Source organism: Streptomyces sp. MK7, from assembly GCF_032658145.1.
Lineage (GTDB): Bacteria > Actinomycetota > Actinomycetes > Streptomycetales > Streptomycetaceae > Streptomyces > Streptomyces spiralis.
Genome location: NZ_JAVACL010000006.1, coordinates 38,531 through 56,383, shown reverse-complemented (window position 1 = coordinate 56,383; position 17,853 = coordinate 38,531). Strand labels below are relative to the sequence as shown.

The window sequence follows — 17,853 nt, the reverse complement described above, 5'->3', positions numbered from 1 at the left end:
CGACACCATGACCCGCTTCGTCCTGGGACAGAACCAGTACGGAAAGTCCGAGAACCGCGTTGTCAAGATCACGCGTGACGGCGACACGCACCACATCAAGGACCTGAACGTCTCCGTCGCCCTCTCCGGCGACATGGAGGAGGTCCACCGCAGCGGTTCCAACGCCAACGTCCTGCCGACCGACACCACCAAGAACACGGTGTACGCCTTCGCCAAGGAGTACGGCATCCAGAGCGCCGAGGACTTCGGCGTCAAGCTCGCCCGTCACTTCGTGGACGACAACGAGCCCATCCACCGGGCCCGCATCCGCGTCGAGGAGTACGCCTGGGAGCGGATCGAGACCTCGCAGTCCGGCGCCCGCTTCGTCGGCGCGGACGAGATCGCCCACTCCTTCGTCCGCAAGGGCCAGGAGACCCGCGTCGCGCAGATCACCTACGACGGCCACGGCGTCCAGGTGCTCTCCGGCTTCAAGGACCTGACCGTCCTGAACACGACCAACTCCGAGTTCTGGGGCTTCCTGAAGGACAAGTACACCACCCTCCAGGAGGACCACGACCGCATCCTCGCCACCACCGTCTCCACCTGGTGGCGGCACAACTGGGACGGCATCGACTCGCACGCCCCGGACTGGGACCGCTCCTACAACGGGGTGCGCAAGCACGCGCTGCAGGCGTTCGCCGAGACCTACTCGTACTCGCTCCAGCAGACCCTGTTCGAGATGGGTGTGCGGGTGCTGAACTCGCGTGACGAGGTGGACGAGATCCGCTTCTCGATGCCCAACAAGCACCACTTCCGCTCGGACCTGTCGCCCTTCGGGATCGACAACGACGCCAAGGACGGCGCGGTCTACTTCGCCGCCGACCGCCCCTACGGCCTGATCGAGGCCACCATCCTGCGGGACGGCGCCGAGCAGCTCATCCCGGTCGACATGACCAACCTCTGACGCGGGACGCGTGCCACCGGCCCCGCCACCCGGGCCGGTGACGCGCCACACCGGAGGGAACGAAATGGCACAGCCTGCAACGGGGCCCGCCAAAGCCCCGGGTTCCACCCCGCCGGTGCACACCGAGGACGCCGTCATGTCCGTGCACCCGGTGGACGAGAAGCTCCACCAGAACGTCGGCGTCGTCTCGCTGACCCGGGTGCGCAGCCGCTGCGTCGTCGCAGTCGCCGGGGGCGCCCTGCTGGTCCTCGGTGCCTTCCCGGTGCTGGGCGCGGTCGTCTCCCTGGTCCCCATGCCGGTCCTCGGCGGCGCGGGCATCGTGCTGTTCGGCTCGATCGCGGTCAGCGGCATCCGTACGCTCTCCGAGGCCGGGCTGGACGACAGCTCCGACATCATCCTGGTGGCCGCGGCGCTCGGCGCCGGCATCATCCCGCTGGCCGCGCCGGCCTTCCACGCCGAGTTCCCGGCCCGGGCGCAGACCGTCCTCGGCTCCGGCATCAGCGCCGGCGCGCTCGTCGCGGTCCTGCTCAACCTGTTCTTCCACCATCTCGGCACCCGGAGCCGCACGGCTCCGGCACTCAAATCCTCCTAGGGTCCTGCCGTGCCCTCCCCGTGGACACCCCGTCCCCCTTGTTCACGGGTCCGCCACCGAAAGACAAGAGGAAGCGCCATGGCATCATCGGCAGCCCAGCGCATCGTCATCGAGAACTGCGCGATCGCGACCGTGGACGCGGGCGACACCGAGTACGCCTCCGGGCACGTCGTCATCGCCGGCAACCGGATCGAGTCGGTCGGTGCCGGCCGGGCCCCCGCGGACCTGGAGAACGTCGTACGCCGCATCGACGCGAGCGGCCACCTGGCCACGCCCGGTCTGGTCAACACCCACCACCACTTCTACCAGTGGATCACCCGGGGCCTGGCCACCGACCACAACCTGTTCAACTGGCTGGTGGCGCTGTACCCGACGTGGGCGCGCATCGACGAGCAGATGTGCTACTCGGCGGCGCAGGGATCCCTCGGCATGATGGCCCGCGGCGGAGTCACCGCCGCCATGGACCACCACTACGTCCACCCGCACGGCTCCGGCGACCTGTCCGGCGCGATCATCAGGGCCGCCGCCGAGACGGGCGTCCGGTTCACGCTGGCCCGCGGCTCGATGGACCGCAGCGAGAAGGACGGCGGCTTGCCGCCGGACTTCGCCGTCGAGACGCTGGACGGTGCGCTCGCCGCCACCGAGGAGACCGTCAGGAAGCACCACGACGCCTCCTTCGACGCCATGACCCAGGTGGCGGTGGCCCCCTGCTCCCCGTTCTCCGTCTCCACCGAACTGCTCCGCCAGGGCGCCGAGCTGGCTCGCGGGCTCGGCGTACGGCTGCACACCCACGGCTCGGAGACCGTGGAGGAGGAGAAGTTCTGCCACGAGCTGTTCGGGATGGGCCCGACCGACTACTTCGAGTCCACCGGCTGGCTGGGCGAGGACGTGTGGATGGCGCACTGCGTCCACATGACCGACTCCGACATCGAGGCCTTCGCCCGCACCAGGACGGGTGTGGCCCACTGTCCGTCCTCCAACGCCCGCCTCGCGGCGGGCATCGCCCGGGTCCCCGACATGCTGAAGGCGGGCGTGCCGGTCGGCCTCGGCGTCGACGGCACCGCCTCCAACGAGTCCGGCGAACTCCACACCGAGCTGCGCAACGCGCTGCTCATCAACCGCCTGGGCCCGCACCGCGAGGCCGCCCTCACCGCGCGCCAGGCGCTGCGCCTGGGCACCTACGGCGGCGCCGAGGTCCTCGGCCGCGCCGGGCAGATCGGCTCCCTGGAGCCCGGCAAGCTCGCCGACCTGGTGCTGTGGAAGCTGGACACCCTCGCCCACGCCTCGATCGCCGACCCGGTGACCGCGCTGGTCTTCGGCGCGGCCGCCCCGGTCACGGCCTCCTTCGTGAACGGCCGGCAGATCGTCGAGGACAACCGCCTGCTCACCGTGGACGAGGACGCGATCGCCCGCTCCACCCGCGAGGAGGCGCAGCGGCTCGCGCGGATCGCGGCGCAGGGCTGAGAGCCTGTGTCGCTTCCCCGGCCGGGGAAGCGACACAGGCTCTGAGCAGTCGAAGAGCTCCGGCCGGGAGGGACGGCTCCCGGCCGGTAGCCGTGGACCCGAGCGGGGTCCACGGCGGCCGGATCCGGGGCGCGCGGGGACGCGCGCCCCGGAACGGTCTCCGTTCGCCACCCCCCGCGGGTCCTTCCCAGGACCCGTCCCCGGTCCCGCACGACCACACGCACCACCTCCCTGACACCCACGTCAGCCGACGTGTTAACCGACCGGAGGAGCAGCCGTGGCCGCTCACCCCACATCCCGCGAGGAGACACGACCCCCGGCCGTGTCCCCCCACCCCGTCGACGAGAAGCTTCCCGCCCTGAAAATGGCGACCAGCGGCCTGCAGCACGTGGCCGCCATGTACGCGGGAGTGGTCGCCCCACCCCTGATCGTCGGCGCGGCCGTAGGGCTGTCCGGCACCGAACTGACCTTCCTCACCGGCGCCTGCCTGTTCACCGCGGGCCTCGCCACCTTCCTGCAGACCCTCGGCATCTGGAAGATCGGCGCCCGGCTGCCCTTCGTCAACGGCGTCACCTTCGCCGGTGTCGCGCCGATGACGGCGATCGTCGCCTCCACCAAGGACAAGTCCGACGCCCTGCCGGTCATCTTCGGCGCGGTCATCGTCGCCGGCCTCCTCGGCTTCCTCGCGGCGCCGGTCTTCTGCAAGGCGGTCCGCTTCTTCCCGCCGGTCGTCACCGGATCCGTGATCACCCTGATCGGCGTCTCGCTGCTGCCGGTCTCCTTCGGCTGGGCCCAGGGGCCCAATCCCGCCGCGCACGACTACGGCTCGGCGAAATACCTCACCCTGGCCGGCATCACCCTCCTCCTCGTCCTGCTGCTGCGCCGCTTCACCCAGGGCTTCGTCAAGCAGATCGCCGTCCTGATCGGCCTGGTCGCCGGCACGGTGATCGCGATACCGTTCGGCGTCACGGACTTCGCCCCGGTCACGGACGCCGACGTGGTCGGCTTCCCCACCCCGTTCCACTTCGGCGCACCCCAGTTCCAGATCGCCGCGATCCTGTCGATGTGCGTGGTCATGGTGGTCTCGATGACCGAGTCCACCGCCGACATGCTGGCCCTCGGCGAGATCGTCGAGCGTCCCTCCGGCGAGGAGACGATCAAGGCGGGTCTGCGCGCCGACACCCTCGGCTCCGCCATCAGCCCGCTGTTCAACGGCTTCATGTGCAGTGCCTTCGCGCAGAACATCGGCCTGGTCGCCATGACCCGCATCCGCAGCCGCTTCGTGGTCGCCGTCGGCGGCGGCTTCCTGGTCCTGATGGGCCTGTGCCCGATGGCGGCCTCGCTCATCGCGGTCGTGCCGCGGCCGGTGCTCGGCGGCGCGGGTGTGGTCCTGTTCGGCTCGGTCGCCGCGAGCGGCATCCAGACCCTGGTGCGGGCCGGCCTCGACAAGGACAACAACGTCCTGATCGTGGCCGTCTCGCTCGCCGTCGGCATCATCCCGATCACGACGCCGGACTTCTACCACGCCTTCCCCGAGACGGCGCGGATCGTCCTCGACTCCGGCATCTCCACCGGCTGCGTCGTGGCGGTCCTGCTGAACCTGCTCTTCAACCACATCGGCAAGGGCCGCGACGCGGAGGACGTCACCCACCCGATGGAGGCGGGCCAGGAGATCGCGGAGTCGGCGCAGACGGCACCGGCACACTGACCCACCCGACCGCCCCGGGGGTACGGCACCCGAGCCGCCGTATCCCCAGGGCGTGTTGCGAAGGACCTGGGCGGGTCACAGGCCGAACAGCGCGGGATCCGTGGTGAGTTCCTTGAAGTGCTCCTGCGGGTCGGCGACCAGCTTGCGTGCCGTCAGGTCCATCAGCCCGCCGACCGCCGTGATCTCGGCCGCCACCGTGCCGTCGAGCTTGCGTATCGTCTGCTCGATCCGGAACGTCTTGCCCCCGCCCCACTCGAAGGCACACGTCACGTCGACCTCGTCGCCCGCGAGCAGCTCCCGCCGGTAGCGGATGGTCGTCTCCAGCGCCACCGGGCCGATGCCCCTGGCGATGAGGCCCGCCTGGCTGATCCCGGCCGCCCGCAGCAGCGACCAGCGGGCGTGCTCGGCGTAGTTGAGGTACACGGCCTGGTTGAGGTGGCCCTGCACATCGGTCTCGTATCCGCGGACGGTCACCCGCACGGAAAACGGCTCGCTCACTGCGTCCCCTTCTCGTCCCTCTCGCACAGCACACTCCGGCCCGTCGATCCTGGCACGGACCTCACACCCGGCGCGGGGACGCCAGCAGATACCGCGTCCTGGTCCGCGGCTCGGTGTACTCCCCGGCCTGCCACCCGGCCCGCTCCAGCGTGGCCGCGAGGTCCCGCAGCGCCCCGGGATCCGGCGGCCCGTACACCGCGACCGCCTCCGGCTGCGGCGTCGCCCGCACCCGGTAGCCGTCACCGCCGGGGCCGGCCGGAGGATGTCCGGCCGCCTCCAGGGCGAGCGCCGCGGACCGCACCAGATGCGTACGCTCCCAGCCGCACGGCCGGTCGGTGGCCCCGTCCGGATTGGTCATCCGGCGCAGCTCCAGCAGCCCCTGCCAGGCGCTGTGCACCTCCCGCACCCGCGAGGGCCCCTCGTACCCCGCCGTGTCCTCCTCGCCGCCGACGCGGGCAGCGAACACACCGCCGGGTGAGGCCACCCGCTCCGGCCCGGAGGCGGGACGGCCGGCGGCGTCCGCCTCCGGCCCCGCCTCCCGTATCCGATGCCCCGCGGGCGTCAGGAAGTGGTCGTGCGGCGGGCGCGGATGACGGAAGGCCAGGCCCCGCTCGATCAGGGCCGCCAGCTGGGCCTGGGTGCCCCTGACCCGCCCGGTCACGGGGTCGGCGGCGTCGATGACCCGGCGCTGCGCGGCGGTCGGCGGTCGTGTCACGGCGTCCTCCCTCCCCGTCCTCCGACGGCTCCTCCACCGTCCTCCGAAGGCTCCTCCACCCGCTCGAAGCCTACGACCCGGGTCTGACAACCACCCCCGCGCCCGCCGTCACACGGACGGCTCGGCCGCCCGGAGGTTCCAGCCCGCGATCACCGGCCGGTCGTGCTCCGTGCCCAGGCGGCACACCGTGCCCGTGGCCAGCTGGAACAGCGCCCCCGCCGACGGCGGCAGCCCCAGCCGCCGCGCGGTGAGCACCCGCAGGAAGTGGCCGTGCGCCACCAGCAGCACGATCCCCTCGGTGTTGGCGAACGCGGCGTCGACCTTCGCCAGCATCCGGTCGGCCCGCTCCCCGACCTGCTCCACGCTCTCCCCGGGATGGTCCGGCGGTCCCGGCGCCACCCCGTCCCTGAACAGGAACCAGCCGGGCCGGGTCCGCTGGATCTCCGCGGTAGTGATGCCCTCGTACCCGCCGTAGTCCCACTCCCGCAGGTCCGCGTCCACCCGCGCGTCGTGCACCCCGACCAGCTCGGCCGTCTCCCGGGCCCGCTGCGACGGGCTGACGAACGCCGCGCCGATCCGATGCGACCGGACGAGCGGCACCAGCCGCCGCGCCTCCTCACGGCCGTGCTCGGTCAGCGGCACGTCCGTCCACCCGGTGTGCCGCCCGGACCGCGACCACTCGGTCTCCCCGTGCCGGACGAGAAAGAGATCACCCATGTCCGCCCTCCCTTCCTGGTCAACGTCAGAAAAATGTCACAGGGCCGCGGCGGCCCGCAGGACGGACTGGGCCAGACGGCCGTTCTCGGGCGAGGCCATGGTGGTACGCCACGAGCTGCGCGCCGGGCTCGTGCGCCTCCCCGGCGAGGAACGCTGCGAACTCCTCCCGCACGCCCTCGAACCCTTCCGCCACCGTCCCCTGGACGCCGACCGCCATGCCGGTCCCCCTGTTCGTTGATCATCCGCTGGGTCAGGCAACAGAGGCGCACGCCCGATCATTCCCGTCGGCCGATCGGACCGCCGCGGCCCGAACCGCGGATTCCGGGAGCAGGCGGCCTCGCGTAACCTCACGGCCTGTGAAGATCGCACGCGTGATACGGGGCCGCTCGCGGGAGGTGGCCGCCCTGGAGCGTCTCCATCAGCTGTACAGGGACGGCGAGTACGAGGAGGCGGAGGCCGGGGCCAGGGCAATCGAGGCGCGAGCGGGGCGTCTGCGCAAGCGGGCCTGGGGTCTGGCCGTCGGGTGGCACGCCAGGGGCCTGGCCACGGCAGCGGCCTGCGCCCAGGGACGCGGGACGCAGGTGCTGGCCGAACTCGAGTCCCTCACGGCAGAGCTGGAGGGGATCACCGGGTCCGGGCGGACGCTGCTGCTGATGGTCCGGAGCAACCGCATGCTGGTCCTCAACAGTCAGGGACGCTACAGCGAGGCGGAGAGCGAGGGGCTGGACACACTGCGCGGCCTGACCCGCATCAAGCATCTGACCTCCGTGTCCCACACCGAGTTGTGCGTGCTGGACAACCTGGTCGACGCCCTGTGCGGACAAGACCGTTACGAGGAGGCCGAGGCCGTCGCCCGGGGAAATCTGCCCCGGGCCGAGGGCGGTACGCTCGCCGCTCTGCACTGCGGCCTGGTGATCAGCCTGAACGGACAGGGGCGGTACCAGGAGGCGCTCACGGAGGCGCGCCGGTTCGTCCCGCTCCGGGACCGGAGCCTGAGCGGGCGCCTGGGTATGGGCATCGCGGTCGCCCTGCACGGTCTGGGACGCAGGAGCGAGGCGGAGGCGGCGGCCCGTGAGGCCCTGGAGGACTGCGAGCGGAGTCTGTACCCGGACCACCCCCGGATCCGGGAGGCCCGCGCACTGCTGGCCCGCGTCACGGCCGACGACCCGCCGTCGCCGCCGCCCGAGGAGGCCGCGCGGGGCTGATCGGTCCAGGGCCGGCCGGGTGTCGGCGTAGCGCCTCCTGCCGCCGGTGCGCCTGCTGCCGGTATGCCTGGCGCCGGCCCGCCTACTGCCGGTACCCGCTCAGGAACCGTCCGATCCGTCCGATCGCCGTCTCCAGTACGTCGGCGTGCGGGAGGGTGAGGATGCGGAAGTGGTCGGGGGACGGCCAGTTGAAGCCGGTGCCCTGGACGACCTGGATCTTCTCGCGCAGGAGAAGGTCCAGGACGAATTTCTCGTCGTCGTGGATCTTGTGGACCTGGGGGTCCAGGCGGGCGAAGGCGTAGAGGGCGCCCCTGGGCTTCACGCAGGACACGCCGGGGATCTCGTTCAGCTTCTCCCAGGCCACATCGCGCTGTTCGAGCAGGCGGCCGCCGGGTGCGGTCAGTTCGCGGATGGACTGGCGGCCGCCGAGCGCGGCCTGGATGGCGTACTGGGCGGGGGCGTTGGCGCACAGGCGCATGGAGGCCAGCATGGTCAGGCCCTCCAGGTAGTCCCTGGCGTGCTGCTTGGGGCCCGTCACCACCAGCCAGCCCGAGCGGAAGCCCGCCACGCGGTAGGTCTTCGACAGGCCGCAGAAGGTCAGGACCACCAGGTCGGGGGCGAGCGCGGCGGTCGAGTGGTGCACGGCGTCGTCGTAGAGGATCTGGTCGTAGATCTCGTCGGCGAAGACCATCAGTCCGTGCCGGCGGGCGAGATCGAGGATGCCCTCCAGGACCTCCTTGGGGTAGACGGCGCCCGTGGGGTTGTTCGGGTTGATGATCACCACCGCCTTCGTGCGGTCCGTGATCTTGGAGGCCATGTCGTCCAGGTCCGGGTACCAGTCGGACTGTTCGTCGCACAGGTAGTGGACCGCCTTGCCTCCGGCGAGGGTCATCACCGCCGTCCACAGCGGGAAGTCCGGGGCCGGGATGAGGATTTCGTCGCCGTCCTCCACCAGCGCCTGCACCGCCATCGACACCAGTTCGGAGACGCCGTTGCCGAGGAAGACGTCGTCGACCCCGACCTCCAGCCCCCGCTCCTGGTAGCGCTGGGCGACCGCCCGGCGGGCGGACAGGATGCCGCGCGAGTCCGTGTAGCCGTGCGCCCTCGGCAGCATCCGGATCATGTCCTGGAGGATCTCCTCCGGCGCCTCGAAGCCGAACAGCGCGGGGTTGCCCGTGTTCAGGCGCAGCACGCTGTGGCCCGCCTCCTCCAGTGCGTCGGCGTGCTCGATCACCGGACCGCGGATCTCGTAACAGACCTCGCTGAGCTTGCTCGACTGCCGGAACTCCATGCGCCCCTCCGGAAACTGGTGTTGCTTGGTTTTACCAAGTAGGAGCTTGGAAAGTCCAACAACATGTCTAGACTGCGTCGCATGTCACCCCGCACTCGCCGTAGCTATGACCAGTACTGCTCCACCGCCCGGGCGCTCGACCTCGTCGGCGATCGCTGGACCCTGCTGATCGTCCGGGAGTTGCTGGCCGGACCGCGGCGCTACACCGACCTGCACGCGGATCTGCCGGGCGTCAGCACGGACATGCTGGCCTCACGGCTGAAGGACATGGAGCGGGACGGGCTGGCAGGCCGGCGCCGGCTGCCGCCGCCGGGCGCCGCCTACGTCTACGAACTCACCGCACGCGGACGGGCCTTGCTGCCGGTCCTCCAGGCGCTGGGGGAGTGGGGGCAGGCCGAGCTGGGCGAGCCGCGGCCGACGGACGCCCTGCGCGCCCACTGGTTCGCGCTGCCGCTGCTGCGGGCCCTGCGGGATGCGGGGGCGGGCGAGGGGATGGTGGAAGTGCGGCTGGAGGAAGGAGTCTTCCACCTGTACGCGGGCGAGGGTGTCCGGCCGGAGCACGGCCCTGTGTACGGCGACGGACCCGCCCCGTCGGAGCCCGACGCCGTGCTGGCACTGGATCCCGCGTCCTGCACGGCCGTGGCCCGGGGCGAGCTGGGCCTGGCGGACGCGGTGCGCAGCGGCCGGGTCGACGTCACCGGGGACGGCACCCTGGCCAAATTCCTGCGGCAGGCATGAGAGAAGGCCCGCCCCGAGGGGACGGGCCTTCCGGCACATCGGTGCTGACGGAGTGTCAGGCTCCCGGCGGCACCCGCGAGGGCCGGCCCGACCCCCGGGTCAGCGTGTACCCGCCGATGCCCGCGAGCGCGGCCAGGATCGCACCGATCCCGGTCCACACCCACCGGTCGGACCACCAGCCGGAGGACCAGCCGTCGTCCGAACCGAAGCTGGACAGCACCGGCTTGGAACCGTCCTTGTCGTCCTCCGCGGACTTGACGGCGATCCCGGGGACGAGCGGTTCGGCCAGGGAGCCGTCCACCGCCGCCGCGCCGCCGATGTTCTTGGAGTCGACACGGACTTCGGCGTTCACCGGCAGACCGAGGTCGGCCGCGCCGAGGTTCACCACCGTCAGCCGGATGTAGTAGGTGCCCTGCAGCGGGTCGTTCGCCCACGGCTCAGACCAGCCGCGCACCGTGCGCAGCACGCAGGCCAGTTCGACCGAGGGGGCGTCCTGCGCGGCGGTGCGGGTCTGGGCGCCGTACTGGCAGGCCTGGCGGCGCCGCAGCCCGTCGTACACGTCGAGCTGCCAGGTCTGCGAGCCGTGCGTCTCGGGGAGCTTCACCGTCGCCTTGACGGTGGGGCGCTGCCCGGTGTCCGCCGGGAACGACCAGTAGAGGTAGTCGCCGGTGGAGCCGCTCGCGGTGGCCTGCTGCCCCTGCTCGATCTCCGTGGCCGTACGGAAGGAGGTGCCCGCCCGGGTGGGCGCCTTGCCGTCGTCGGAGGGACTCGGGGAGGGCGAGGAGTCGGCCGCGGCCGGCCCGGCGGCCAGCCCGAGCACCAGCAGCGTGGCGCCCAGCACACGAGTGATACGCATCAGTTCGTCCTCCACACCGCGACCCGCCAGCGCGACAGCCAGCCCCACAGCAGCCCGGCCAGGAAGCCGACCAGCACCAGTACGCCGAGCAGCCACCAGCCGCGTCCCAGACCGAACGCCGCCACGTCACCGGCCCTGTCCGGACCGTCCACCACGTCGACGGTCAGTTCCAGCGGCAGACCCGGCGTGGTCTTCACACCGGGGGCCGGCGAGAAGGAGTTGGTGACCTGGAGGCACACCGTCTCGGCCGGGGCGTTCTCGTCGTCGCTCTCGGGCCTCGGGTAGCGAAGTCCGGTCGATATCACGTCCGTACGGCCGGTGCCGGCCGCCTCACCGCGCACGATCTCCCGGCCGTGCACCGTCACGGCCCGCAGCAGCAGCCCGTAGTCCGGGTTCACGGTCCGGTCGTCGGCGACGCTCACCGAGGCCCGCAGCTCCTGGCCGGGGTCGACATCGACCCGGTACCAGCGCTGCTGCCCGAACTCCTCACGGTCGGTGTACAGGCCGGACTTGAGCGCCGGTGCCTTGGCGCAGTCCCCGGCGCCCTGGGTGGCGACCGGTGTCACCACCGGATCGGCCGCCCGGTCGACCAACTGGCCGACACGGTCGGAGAGTTCCTCTTTGTGCCGCACGGAGGTGTACGTGCCGCCGGTCGCGTCCGCGATGCAGCTGAGCTGGTCGCGGGTCTTGGCGTCCGGCACCAGGCCGAGGGTGTCGATGGTCAGCCCGATGCCCTTGGCCGCGATCTCGCGGGCCACCTCGCACGGGTCCAGCGGCTGGCAGGTGTCCTCGCCGTCGCTGATCAGGACGATTCGGCGGGTGCCGTCGCCACCCTCCAGGTCGGTCGCCGCCTTCTGCAGGGCGGGTCCGATCGGGGTCCAGCCGGTCGGCGCCAGCGTGGCCACCGCTGTCTTGGCCTCGGTGCGGTCCAGCGGGCCGACCGGGTACAGCTGCGCGGTGTCCTTGCAGCCCGTCTTCCGGTCGTTGCCGCGGTAGTTGGCGCCGAGGGTGCGGATGCCCAGCTGGACCTCCTCGGGCGTGGCGTCCAGCACCTCGTTGAACGCCTGCTTCGCCGCGGCCATCCGCGTTCCGCCGTCGATGTCCCGGGTGCGCATGGAACCGCTGACGTCCAGGACGAGTTCGACCTTCGGGGCGGCCCGGCCGTCCGGTTCGTCGGCGACCGCGCCAGCGGGGAAGGCGATCCCGGCCGTCAGGGCGGCGAGCAGAGCACAGACTCCTGCCGCCAGCCGTTGTCTTGTGATCATCGGCGGATCTTATTGATCGGAGGCGCCCTGATCCAAAACGAGCGGGTTGGGCAGGGTGGTCCACCGGTCGCCCGGCGTCCCGGGTGACAGCCGCATCAGCGTCAACGCCTTCGCGGGCAGCCGCTCCTCCCGCAGCGCCCGGACATCCGCCGTACGCGGAAGGTCACTTACGGCGGCTGCCAGGGCCGCCCGCAAGGCCGTCCGCGAACCCGCCGCCCCCGCCAGCGCGCCGGCCACCAGGGAGCCGAACAGCTTCCGGCGCAGGGCGATCGGGTCGTCGGTGAGGTTGCGGGCGGGCAGCTCCGGGACCGCGATGCCGTGCCGGGCCAGCCGTGCGGGGCTGACGCGGATGTCGGCGAGGTCCCGGTAGACCAGTCGCAGCGGGGCGCCCGAACCGGACAGCACCACCAGCAGGTTCTGGCCGTGCGCCTCCAGGGCCACCCCCAGCTCCAGCAGGCGCAGCCCGGCGGTGAGCGCGAGCCGTGCGAAGGCGGCCAGCCAGGACGGGGAGTCCGCAAGGCCGGTGACGGGCAGGACCGCCACCGGCAGCACCTGCTCGCCGGGTGCCGTGTACGTCCGCGGCGACTCGCGCCACACGGCGGCCAGATCGGGGGAGTGGGCGGTGGCCGCGCCGAGGGTGCGGGTGAAGTGCAGCAGGCCTTCCGTGCGGGGGGCCAGGTCCTCGGCGAAGGCCGACAGGACGGCCGAGGCGGCCACCGAGCCGACCGAGATGTCCCGCACCGACGATGTCAGACGGGCGGAGAGCGCGGTCTTGACGTGCGGCCCGTCCGGCAGGGCCAGCGTGCGCAGCGACATCAGCGGGTGCGCGGCGAGGCGGCCGCCCTCGCCGGGCCGCTTGAGCACGTGCTCCGCCTGCCAGGGATGCACGGGGACCAGCAGCCGCCCGCCGTCCCGCAGCTCCCGCGGCCACGTCCCGGTCACCAGGCACTCCTCCGCCGCGACCGGCAGCAGGCACAGCTCCACCAGCGGTCGGTGCTCCGGGCCGTACGCCAGCTGCTCGGCCACCGAGAAACCCGGCCGGGACCGGCAGTTGGGGTGGAAGGGATGACCGTCGACCACCCGCTGCTCCCACACCCAGTCCGGCGCGGTCCCAGCCGGCGGCGGGGCCTCGGGGTCCAGCGGCTGATCGGCCCGCGACAGAGCCAACGAGGCGGCGCTGTACCGGAGTTCGGCGGCGAGGGCCTCGCCGTGCGGCACGGCCAGGCCGGTCATCAGGCGCGCCGGATCCGCGTAGGACCTGCCGCCGAGCCGTACGGCGGTGACGTAGGCGGCCGTGGTGTACGGATCCGACGGCGGCCCGTGCAGCGCGCGGCCGTCGGCGAGGCGCAGCACCAGCCCGTCCCGTACCCGCTCCCGGTCCGTCACCCACGGCAGCGGCTCGTGCGCCAGCGCCCGCCACAGCCGGGTCAGCACGGAGGCCCGCGCACCGCTCAGCTCGCCCGCGTACCGTGAGACCAGGTCGGGACGCACCACGGCCAGCTCCTCGCCGATCTCGGCCTCGGCGCTCGGGAGACGGTGCACGGTCGGGCTCCTCGGGTACGGGTCGGACGCCGGCGCCACGCTAGCGCGCCGGGCGGACATACTGATCACCTTCGCACCGTGCGGACGTAGGGAACGAATGGAACCCGTGGAGCCCATGCCCCCCACCGACGACGTCGGCCGGCGCGCCGACGCCTACGCGTCCGCGCCCCTGCTGAACTGCCTGATCCGCGAGGTGGCACAGCCGTGCGCGGGCCAGGGGGGACGGCGGGTGTACCGGCTGCCGGGCGGGGGACGGCTGCTGCGGGTCCGCGAGGGGCGGCGCCCCGCGGAACCGGAGGTGTACGCGGCGGGCCGCTGGCGGCGCGTGGACCACACCGAACTGGTCAAACTGGTGGCCGAGGAGCTGCGCCGGCACACCGGCCTGTCCAACGACGAACTGCCCGCCGAGATGATCGACAGCCGGGAGGCGGTGGCGGCGCTGCTCGCCGCCCGTGACCGGGCGACACCGCCCGGCGACGCGTACCTGCGCTCCGAGCAGTCCCTCGTCACCGGGCACCCCCACCACCCGGCGCCCAAGGCGCGCGGCGGCGCCCCGGTCGCCTCCTGGCTGCCGTACGCGCCCGAGGCGTACGCCCGCTTTCCGCTGGTGCTGCTCGGGGTGCGGGCGGACACGGTGGTGGAGGACGGAGACACCTCTGCGCTCGACGCCCTCGGCCAGGCCCCGCCCGGCTACCGGCTGCTGCCCGCCCACCCGTGGCAGCTGGAGCTGGTGGGCCGCGACCTCGCCGAGGCCTTCGCGGACGGCCGGCTGATCCGGCTCGGCACCACCCCCTTCGACGTCTGGCCCACGGCGGCCATCCGCACCGTGCGCGCCCCGGACGCCGATCTCTTCCTGAAGTTCAGCCTCGACGTGCGCATCACCAACGACGTACGGCGGCTGTGGCGGCACGACCTGCTGAAGCTGCGCCGCACGGACTCGGCCGTCGCGGCGGCCTTCGCGGCCCTCGGCGGCCCGGCGGCCTGGCTGAGCGACCGCGGCTACCGCACCGCCGGCTTCGCCTTCGAGGAACTGGCCGTGGTCGTCCGCGACGGGCTGCGCGGGCATCTGCTGCCCGGTGCGACCCCGCTGCTCGCCGCCGCCCTGGCCGAGGTCTTCCACGGCAACCCGCTGGACGGCCCGGTGGATCCGGCGGCGTGGTGGGCGGCGTATCTGCGGCAGGTCGTCCCGCCGGCCCTGACGGCCTTCGCCCGGCACGGCGTCGTCCTGGAGGCCCATCTGCAGAACTCGCTGGTCGCGGTGGACGCCGGCGGCCTTCCCGTGCAGGCGCTGTTCAGGGACGCCGAGGGCGTGAAGCTGCTGCCGGAGGTGTCCCGGGCGGCCGGCTGGGAGCGGCTGGTGTACTGCCTGTTCGTCAACAACCTCAGCGAGATCGCCGCCGCCCTGGTGGAACGCCACCCGGCCCTCGATCCATGGCCGGCCGTCCGCCGCGAACTGGCCCGCCACGACCTGCCCGAAGCCTCCGCGCTGCTCACTTCCCCGACCCTGCCCGGCAAGACGAACCTGCTCCTGCGCTGGACCGGCGCCGACGGAGCCGACGCCCGGTACCGGCCGGTGAGCAATCCCCTGGTCAGTCCAGAGTTCCGGACCGGTCGGCAGGGCGCCTGACGTACCCTGGCCGGTGTGCTACGCGACGTGACCGCTGTTCGATACGTGACCCCGCTGCGCTCCGGCGGCTCCGTGCCCGGAGTCGTCGAGGCCGACGACCTCGGCACGTACGTCGTGAAGTTCACCGGCTCCGCGCAGGGCCGCAAGGCGCTGGTCGCCGAGGTGATCGTGGGGGAGCTGGCACGCGCCCTCGGACTGCGCTTCCCCGAACTGGTCCTGGTCCACTTCGACCCGGAGCTGGCCGCGCACGAACCGCACCAGGAGGTGCGCGACCTGCTCGACGCCAGCCACGGCGTCAACCTCGGCATGGACTATCTGCCGGGCGCGCGCGACTTCACCCCGGAGGTGGCGAAGACCTTCCCGGTGGATCCGCTGGAGGCCGGACGGATCGTCTGGCTGGACGCGCTGACGGTGAACGTGGACCGGACCGTGCACAGCTCGAACCTCATGGTCTGGCCCACCCTCGGCGTCGCACCCCCGCGCCTGTGGCTGATCGACCACGGCGCGGCCCTCGTCTTCCACCACCGCTGGGACACCTCGGCGCCGGAGAAGGCGTACGACTTCCGCCACCACGCCCTCGGCCACTACGCGCCGGACGTCCGCGCCGCCGACGCCGAACTGGCGCCCAGGGTGACGCGGGAGCTGCTGGAGGAGGTCCTTGCGGAGGTGCCGGACGCCTGGCTCACCGACGAACCGGGGTTCGCCGGCCCGGGCGCGGCCAGGGCCGCCTACGTCGCCTATCTCGCCGCGCGGGTGGCGGTCTCGGCGGCCTGGCTGCCCACCGACTTCCCCAGCCGCGAGGAACTGGCGGCCGAGGAGGCGCTGCGCGCGGCGAAGACGCAGCAGGGCCGGCCGAAGTGGCTCAAGCGGGTCCCGGACCTGCACGGCAAACCGCCCGCCGAACAGGACTGGTCGGCCCACCTGGGGTGACGGCCGTGCAGCCCCGGACGGCCGTGTGGCCCCGGACGTCGCCGGGGCCACACGCACGGATGCGGTGGTGGGGTCAGCCCTTGAGCTGCTCGTACGCCGGCAGCGTCAGGAAGTCGGCGTAGTCCTCGTCGAGGGAGACCTTCAGCAGCAGGTCGTGGGCCTGCTGCCAGTGCCCGGCCGTGAAGGCCTCCTCGCCGATCTCCGCGCGGATGTTCGCCAGTTCCTCGCCGGCGACCTCGCGGGCCAGCTCGGGCGTGGCCTTCTCGCCGTTCTCGAACTCGACGCCGGCGTTGATCCACTGCCAGATCTGCGAGCGGGAGATCTCGGCGGTGGCCGCGTCCTCCATGAGGTTGAAGATGGCGACCGCGCCGAGGCCGCGCAGCCAGGCCTCGATGTAGCGGATGCCGACCTGGACGGCGTTGACCAGGCCGCCGTAGGTGGGCTTGGCGTCCAGCGAGTCGATCGCGATGAGGTCCTCGGCCTTGACGTTCACGTCCTCGCGCAGCCGGTCCTTCTGGTTCGGCTTGTCGCCGAGCACCTTGTCGAAGGACTCCATGGCGATCGGCACCAGGTCGGGGTGGGCGACCCAGGAGCCGTCGAAGCCGTCGTTCGCCTCGCGGTCCTTGTCGGCGCGGACCTTCTCGAAGGCCACCTTGTTGACCTCGGCGTCGCGGCGGGAGGGGATGAAGGCCGCCATGCCGCCGATCGCGTGCGCGCCGCGCTTGTGGCAGGTGCGCACCAGGAGTTCGGTGTACGCGCGCATGAACGGGGCCGTCATCGTGACCGCGTTGCGGTCCGGCAGGACGAACTTCTCCCCGCCGTCACGGAAGTTCTTGACGATGGAGAACAGGTAGTCCCAGCGGCCGGCGTTCAGCCCGGAGGCGTGGTCGCGCAGTTCGTAGAGGATCTCCTCCATCTCGTACGCGGCCGTGATCGTCTCGATCAGGACGGTGGCGCGGATCGTGCCCTGCGGGATGCCGACGTGGTTCTGGGCGAAGACGAAGATCTCGTTCCAGAGGCGGGCCTCCAGGTGCGACTCCGTCTTCGGCAGGTAGAAGTACGGGCCCTTGCCGAGGTCCAGCAGGCGCTGGGCGTTGTGGAAGAGGTACAGGCCGAAGTCGACGAGGGCGCCGGGGACCTGCTTGCCGTCGGCGTCGACCAGGTGGCGCTCGTTCAGGTGCCAGCCACGCGGGCGCATGACGACCGTGGCGAGCTCCTCGGCCGGCCGCAGGGCGTAGGACTTGCCCGACGCGGGATCGGTGAAGTCGATGTTCCGGGTGTAGGCGTCGGTCAGGTTGAGCTGGCCGAGGACGACGTTCTCCCAGGTGGGGGCGGAGGCGTCCTCGAAGTCGGCGAGCCAGACCTTCGCGCCCGAGTTGAGCGCGTTGATGGTCATCTTGCGGTCGGTGGGGCCGGTGATCTCGACCCGGCGGTCGTTCAGGGCCGCCGGGGCCGGCGCGACCCTCCAGGAGTCGTCCGCGCGGATCGCGGCCGTCTCGGGGAGGAAGTCGAGGGCGGAGGTGCGGGCGATCTCGGCGCGGCGCTCGGCACGGCGGGCGAGGAGTTCGTCGCGTCGCGGCGTGAACCGCCGGTGCAGCTCCGCCACGAAGGCGAGCGCCGCGTCGGAGAGGACCTCTTCCTGCCGGGGCAGGGGCGCGGCGTCGACGATGGCCAGCGGGGACGGCGCTGGAGCGGACATCAGCTGTCACTTCCTTCGGGGGAGCTTCTTCAGCGAACCACGTGCATCGCCACCATGCCGTGG

Annotated in this window: 16 protein-coding genes and 1 pseudogene; 9 read left to right on the top strand and 8 right to left on the bottom strand. The window is 72.2% G+C overall.

The window, feature by feature from the left end; all coding sequences use genetic code 11:
* Nucleotides 1–7 precede the first annotated feature (7 nt).
* The 4 genes and pseudogenes from pucL (at nucleotide 8) to R2S09_RS10460 (ending at nucleotide 4,707) form a co-directional block, all read left to right on the top strand.
* On the top strand, nucleotides 8–943 hold the full coding sequence (gene pucL / locus R2S09_RS10475; protein WP_316740544.1) for a factor-independent urate hydroxylase: 936 nt from the start codon (nucleotides 8–10) through the stop codon (nucleotides 941–943).
* 169 nt (nucleotides 944–1,112) lie between these two features.
* Nucleotides 1,113–1,535: pseudogene (locus tag R2S09_RS10470) on the top strand (solute carrier family 23 protein); the annotation flags it as partial.
* A 78-nt stretch (nucleotides 1,536–1,613) separates the two neighbouring features.
* Nucleotides 1,614–2,999 carry an 8-oxoguanine deaminase gene (locus tag R2S09_RS10465; protein WP_316740543.1) on the top strand — a complete coding sequence of 462 codons (1,386 nt, stop codon included), beginning with the start codon at nucleotides 1,614–1,616 and terminating at the stop codon, nucleotides 2,997–2,999.
* Nucleotides 3,000–3,321: 322 nt separating this feature from the next.
* Nucleotides 3,322–4,707, top strand: coding sequence for a nucleobase:cation symporter-2 family protein (locus R2S09_RS10460; protein ID WP_306184430.1), 1,386 nt, complete (start codon nucleotides 3,322–3,324; stop codon nucleotides 4,705–4,707).
* A gap of 75 nt (nucleotides 4,708–4,782) precedes the next feature.
* Here the strand turns inward: R2S09_RS10460 and R2S09_RS10455 are convergent, their stop codons facing one another.
* The 3 genes from R2S09_RS10455 to R2S09_RS10445 form a co-directional block, all read right to left on the bottom strand.
* Entirely contained in the window at nucleotides 4,783–5,205 is a 423-nt protein-coding gene (locus tag R2S09_RS10455; RefSeq protein ID WP_306184142.1) for a thioesterase family protein, read from the bottom strand.
* Between the two features lie 61 nt (nucleotides 5,206–5,266).
* Nucleotides 5,267–5,920, bottom strand: coding sequence for a hypothetical protein (locus R2S09_RS10450; RefSeq protein WP_316740542.1), 654 nt, complete (start codon nucleotides 5,918–5,920; stop codon nucleotides 5,267–5,269).
* 108 nt (nucleotides 5,921–6,028) lie between these two features.
* Nucleotides 6,029–6,637: a histidine phosphatase family protein gene (locus R2S09_RS10445; RefSeq protein ID WP_306184139.1), complete on the bottom strand. Its 609-nt coding sequence runs from the start codon at nucleotides 6,635–6,637 to the stop codon at nucleotides 6,029–6,031.
* A 97-nt stretch (nucleotides 6,638–6,734) separates the two neighbouring features.
* Here R2S09_RS10445 and R2S09_RS40535 point away from each other — a divergent pair, with 97 nt between their 5' ends.
* Complete coding sequence (locus R2S09_RS40535) at nucleotides 6,735–6,875, top strand: hypothetical protein (protein ID WP_399143935.1); 141 nt, start codon at nucleotides 6,735–6,737, stop codon at nucleotides 6,873–6,875.
* A gap of 118 nt (nucleotides 6,876–6,993) precedes the next feature.
* A complete protein-coding gene (locus R2S09_RS10435; RefSeq protein WP_316740541.1) occupies nucleotides 6,994–7,842 on the top strand; it encodes a tetratricopeptide repeat protein in 849 nt (282 codons plus the stop codon).
* 82 nt (nucleotides 7,843–7,924) lie between these two features.
* Here the strand turns inward: R2S09_RS10435 and R2S09_RS10430 are convergent, their stop codons facing one another.
* Nucleotides 7,925–9,133: a pyridoxal phosphate-dependent aminotransferase gene (locus R2S09_RS10430; RefSeq protein WP_316740540.1), complete on the bottom strand. Its 1,209-nt coding sequence runs from the start codon at nucleotides 9,131–9,133 to the stop codon at nucleotides 7,925–7,927.
* 81 nt (nucleotides 9,134–9,214) lie between these two features.
* On the opposite strand from R2S09_RS10430, the gene R2S09_RS10425 reads away from it, so the two are divergent.
* Nucleotides 9,215–9,871 carry a winged helix-turn-helix transcriptional regulator gene (locus R2S09_RS10425; protein ID WP_316740539.1) on the top strand — a complete coding sequence of 219 codons (657 nt, stop codon included), beginning with the start codon at nucleotides 9,215–9,217 and terminating at the stop codon, nucleotides 9,869–9,871.
* A 55-nt stretch (nucleotides 9,872–9,926) separates the two neighbouring features.
* On the opposite strand, the gene R2S09_RS10420 is transcribed toward R2S09_RS10425, so the two are convergent.
* From R2S09_RS10420 to R2S09_RS10410, 3 genes are read right to left on the bottom strand one after another with little or no spacing between them, the layout of a single operon-like run.
* Nucleotides 9,927–10,727, bottom strand: coding sequence for a hypothetical protein (locus tag R2S09_RS10420; RefSeq protein WP_316740538.1), 801 nt, complete (start codon nucleotides 10,725–10,727; stop codon nucleotides 9,927–9,929).
* Nucleotides 10,727–11,992: a VWA domain-containing protein gene (locus R2S09_RS10415; RefSeq protein ID WP_316740537.1), complete on the bottom strand. Its 1,266-nt coding sequence runs from the start codon at nucleotides 11,990–11,992 to the stop codon at nucleotides 10,727–10,729. Before R2S09_RS10415 ends, R2S09_RS10420 begins: the two co-directional genes overlap by 1 nt.
* A 9-nt stretch (nucleotides 11,993–12,001) precedes the next feature.
* Complete coding sequence (locus tag R2S09_RS10410) at nucleotides 12,002–13,534, bottom strand: IucA/IucC family protein (RefSeq protein ID WP_316740536.1); 1,533 nt, start codon at nucleotides 13,532–13,534, stop codon at nucleotides 12,002–12,004.
* A gap of 97 nt (nucleotides 13,535–13,631) precedes the next feature.
* Here R2S09_RS10410 and R2S09_RS10405 point away from each other — a divergent pair, with 97 nt between their 5' ends.
* Nucleotides 13,632–15,161 (top strand): IucA/IucC family protein, encoded by a 1,530-nt coding sequence (locus tag R2S09_RS10405; protein ID WP_316740535.1) that lies wholly within the window; start codon nucleotides 13,632–13,634, stop codon nucleotides 15,159–15,161.
* 15 nt (nucleotides 15,162–15,176) lie between these two features.
* Nucleotides 15,177–16,091, top strand: a complete 915-nt coding sequence (locus R2S09_RS10400; protein ID WP_306184125.1) for a HipA family kinase — start codon at nucleotides 15,177–15,179, stop codon at nucleotides 16,089–16,091.
* A gap of 73 nt (nucleotides 16,092–16,164) precedes the next feature.
* On the opposite strand, the gene aceB is transcribed toward R2S09_RS10400, so the two are convergent.
* Entirely contained in the window at nucleotides 16,165–17,790 is a 1,626-nt protein-coding gene (gene aceB / locus R2S09_RS10395; RefSeq protein ID WP_316740534.1) for a malate synthase A, read from the bottom strand.
* Nucleotides 17,791–17,853 lie beyond the last annotated feature (63 nt).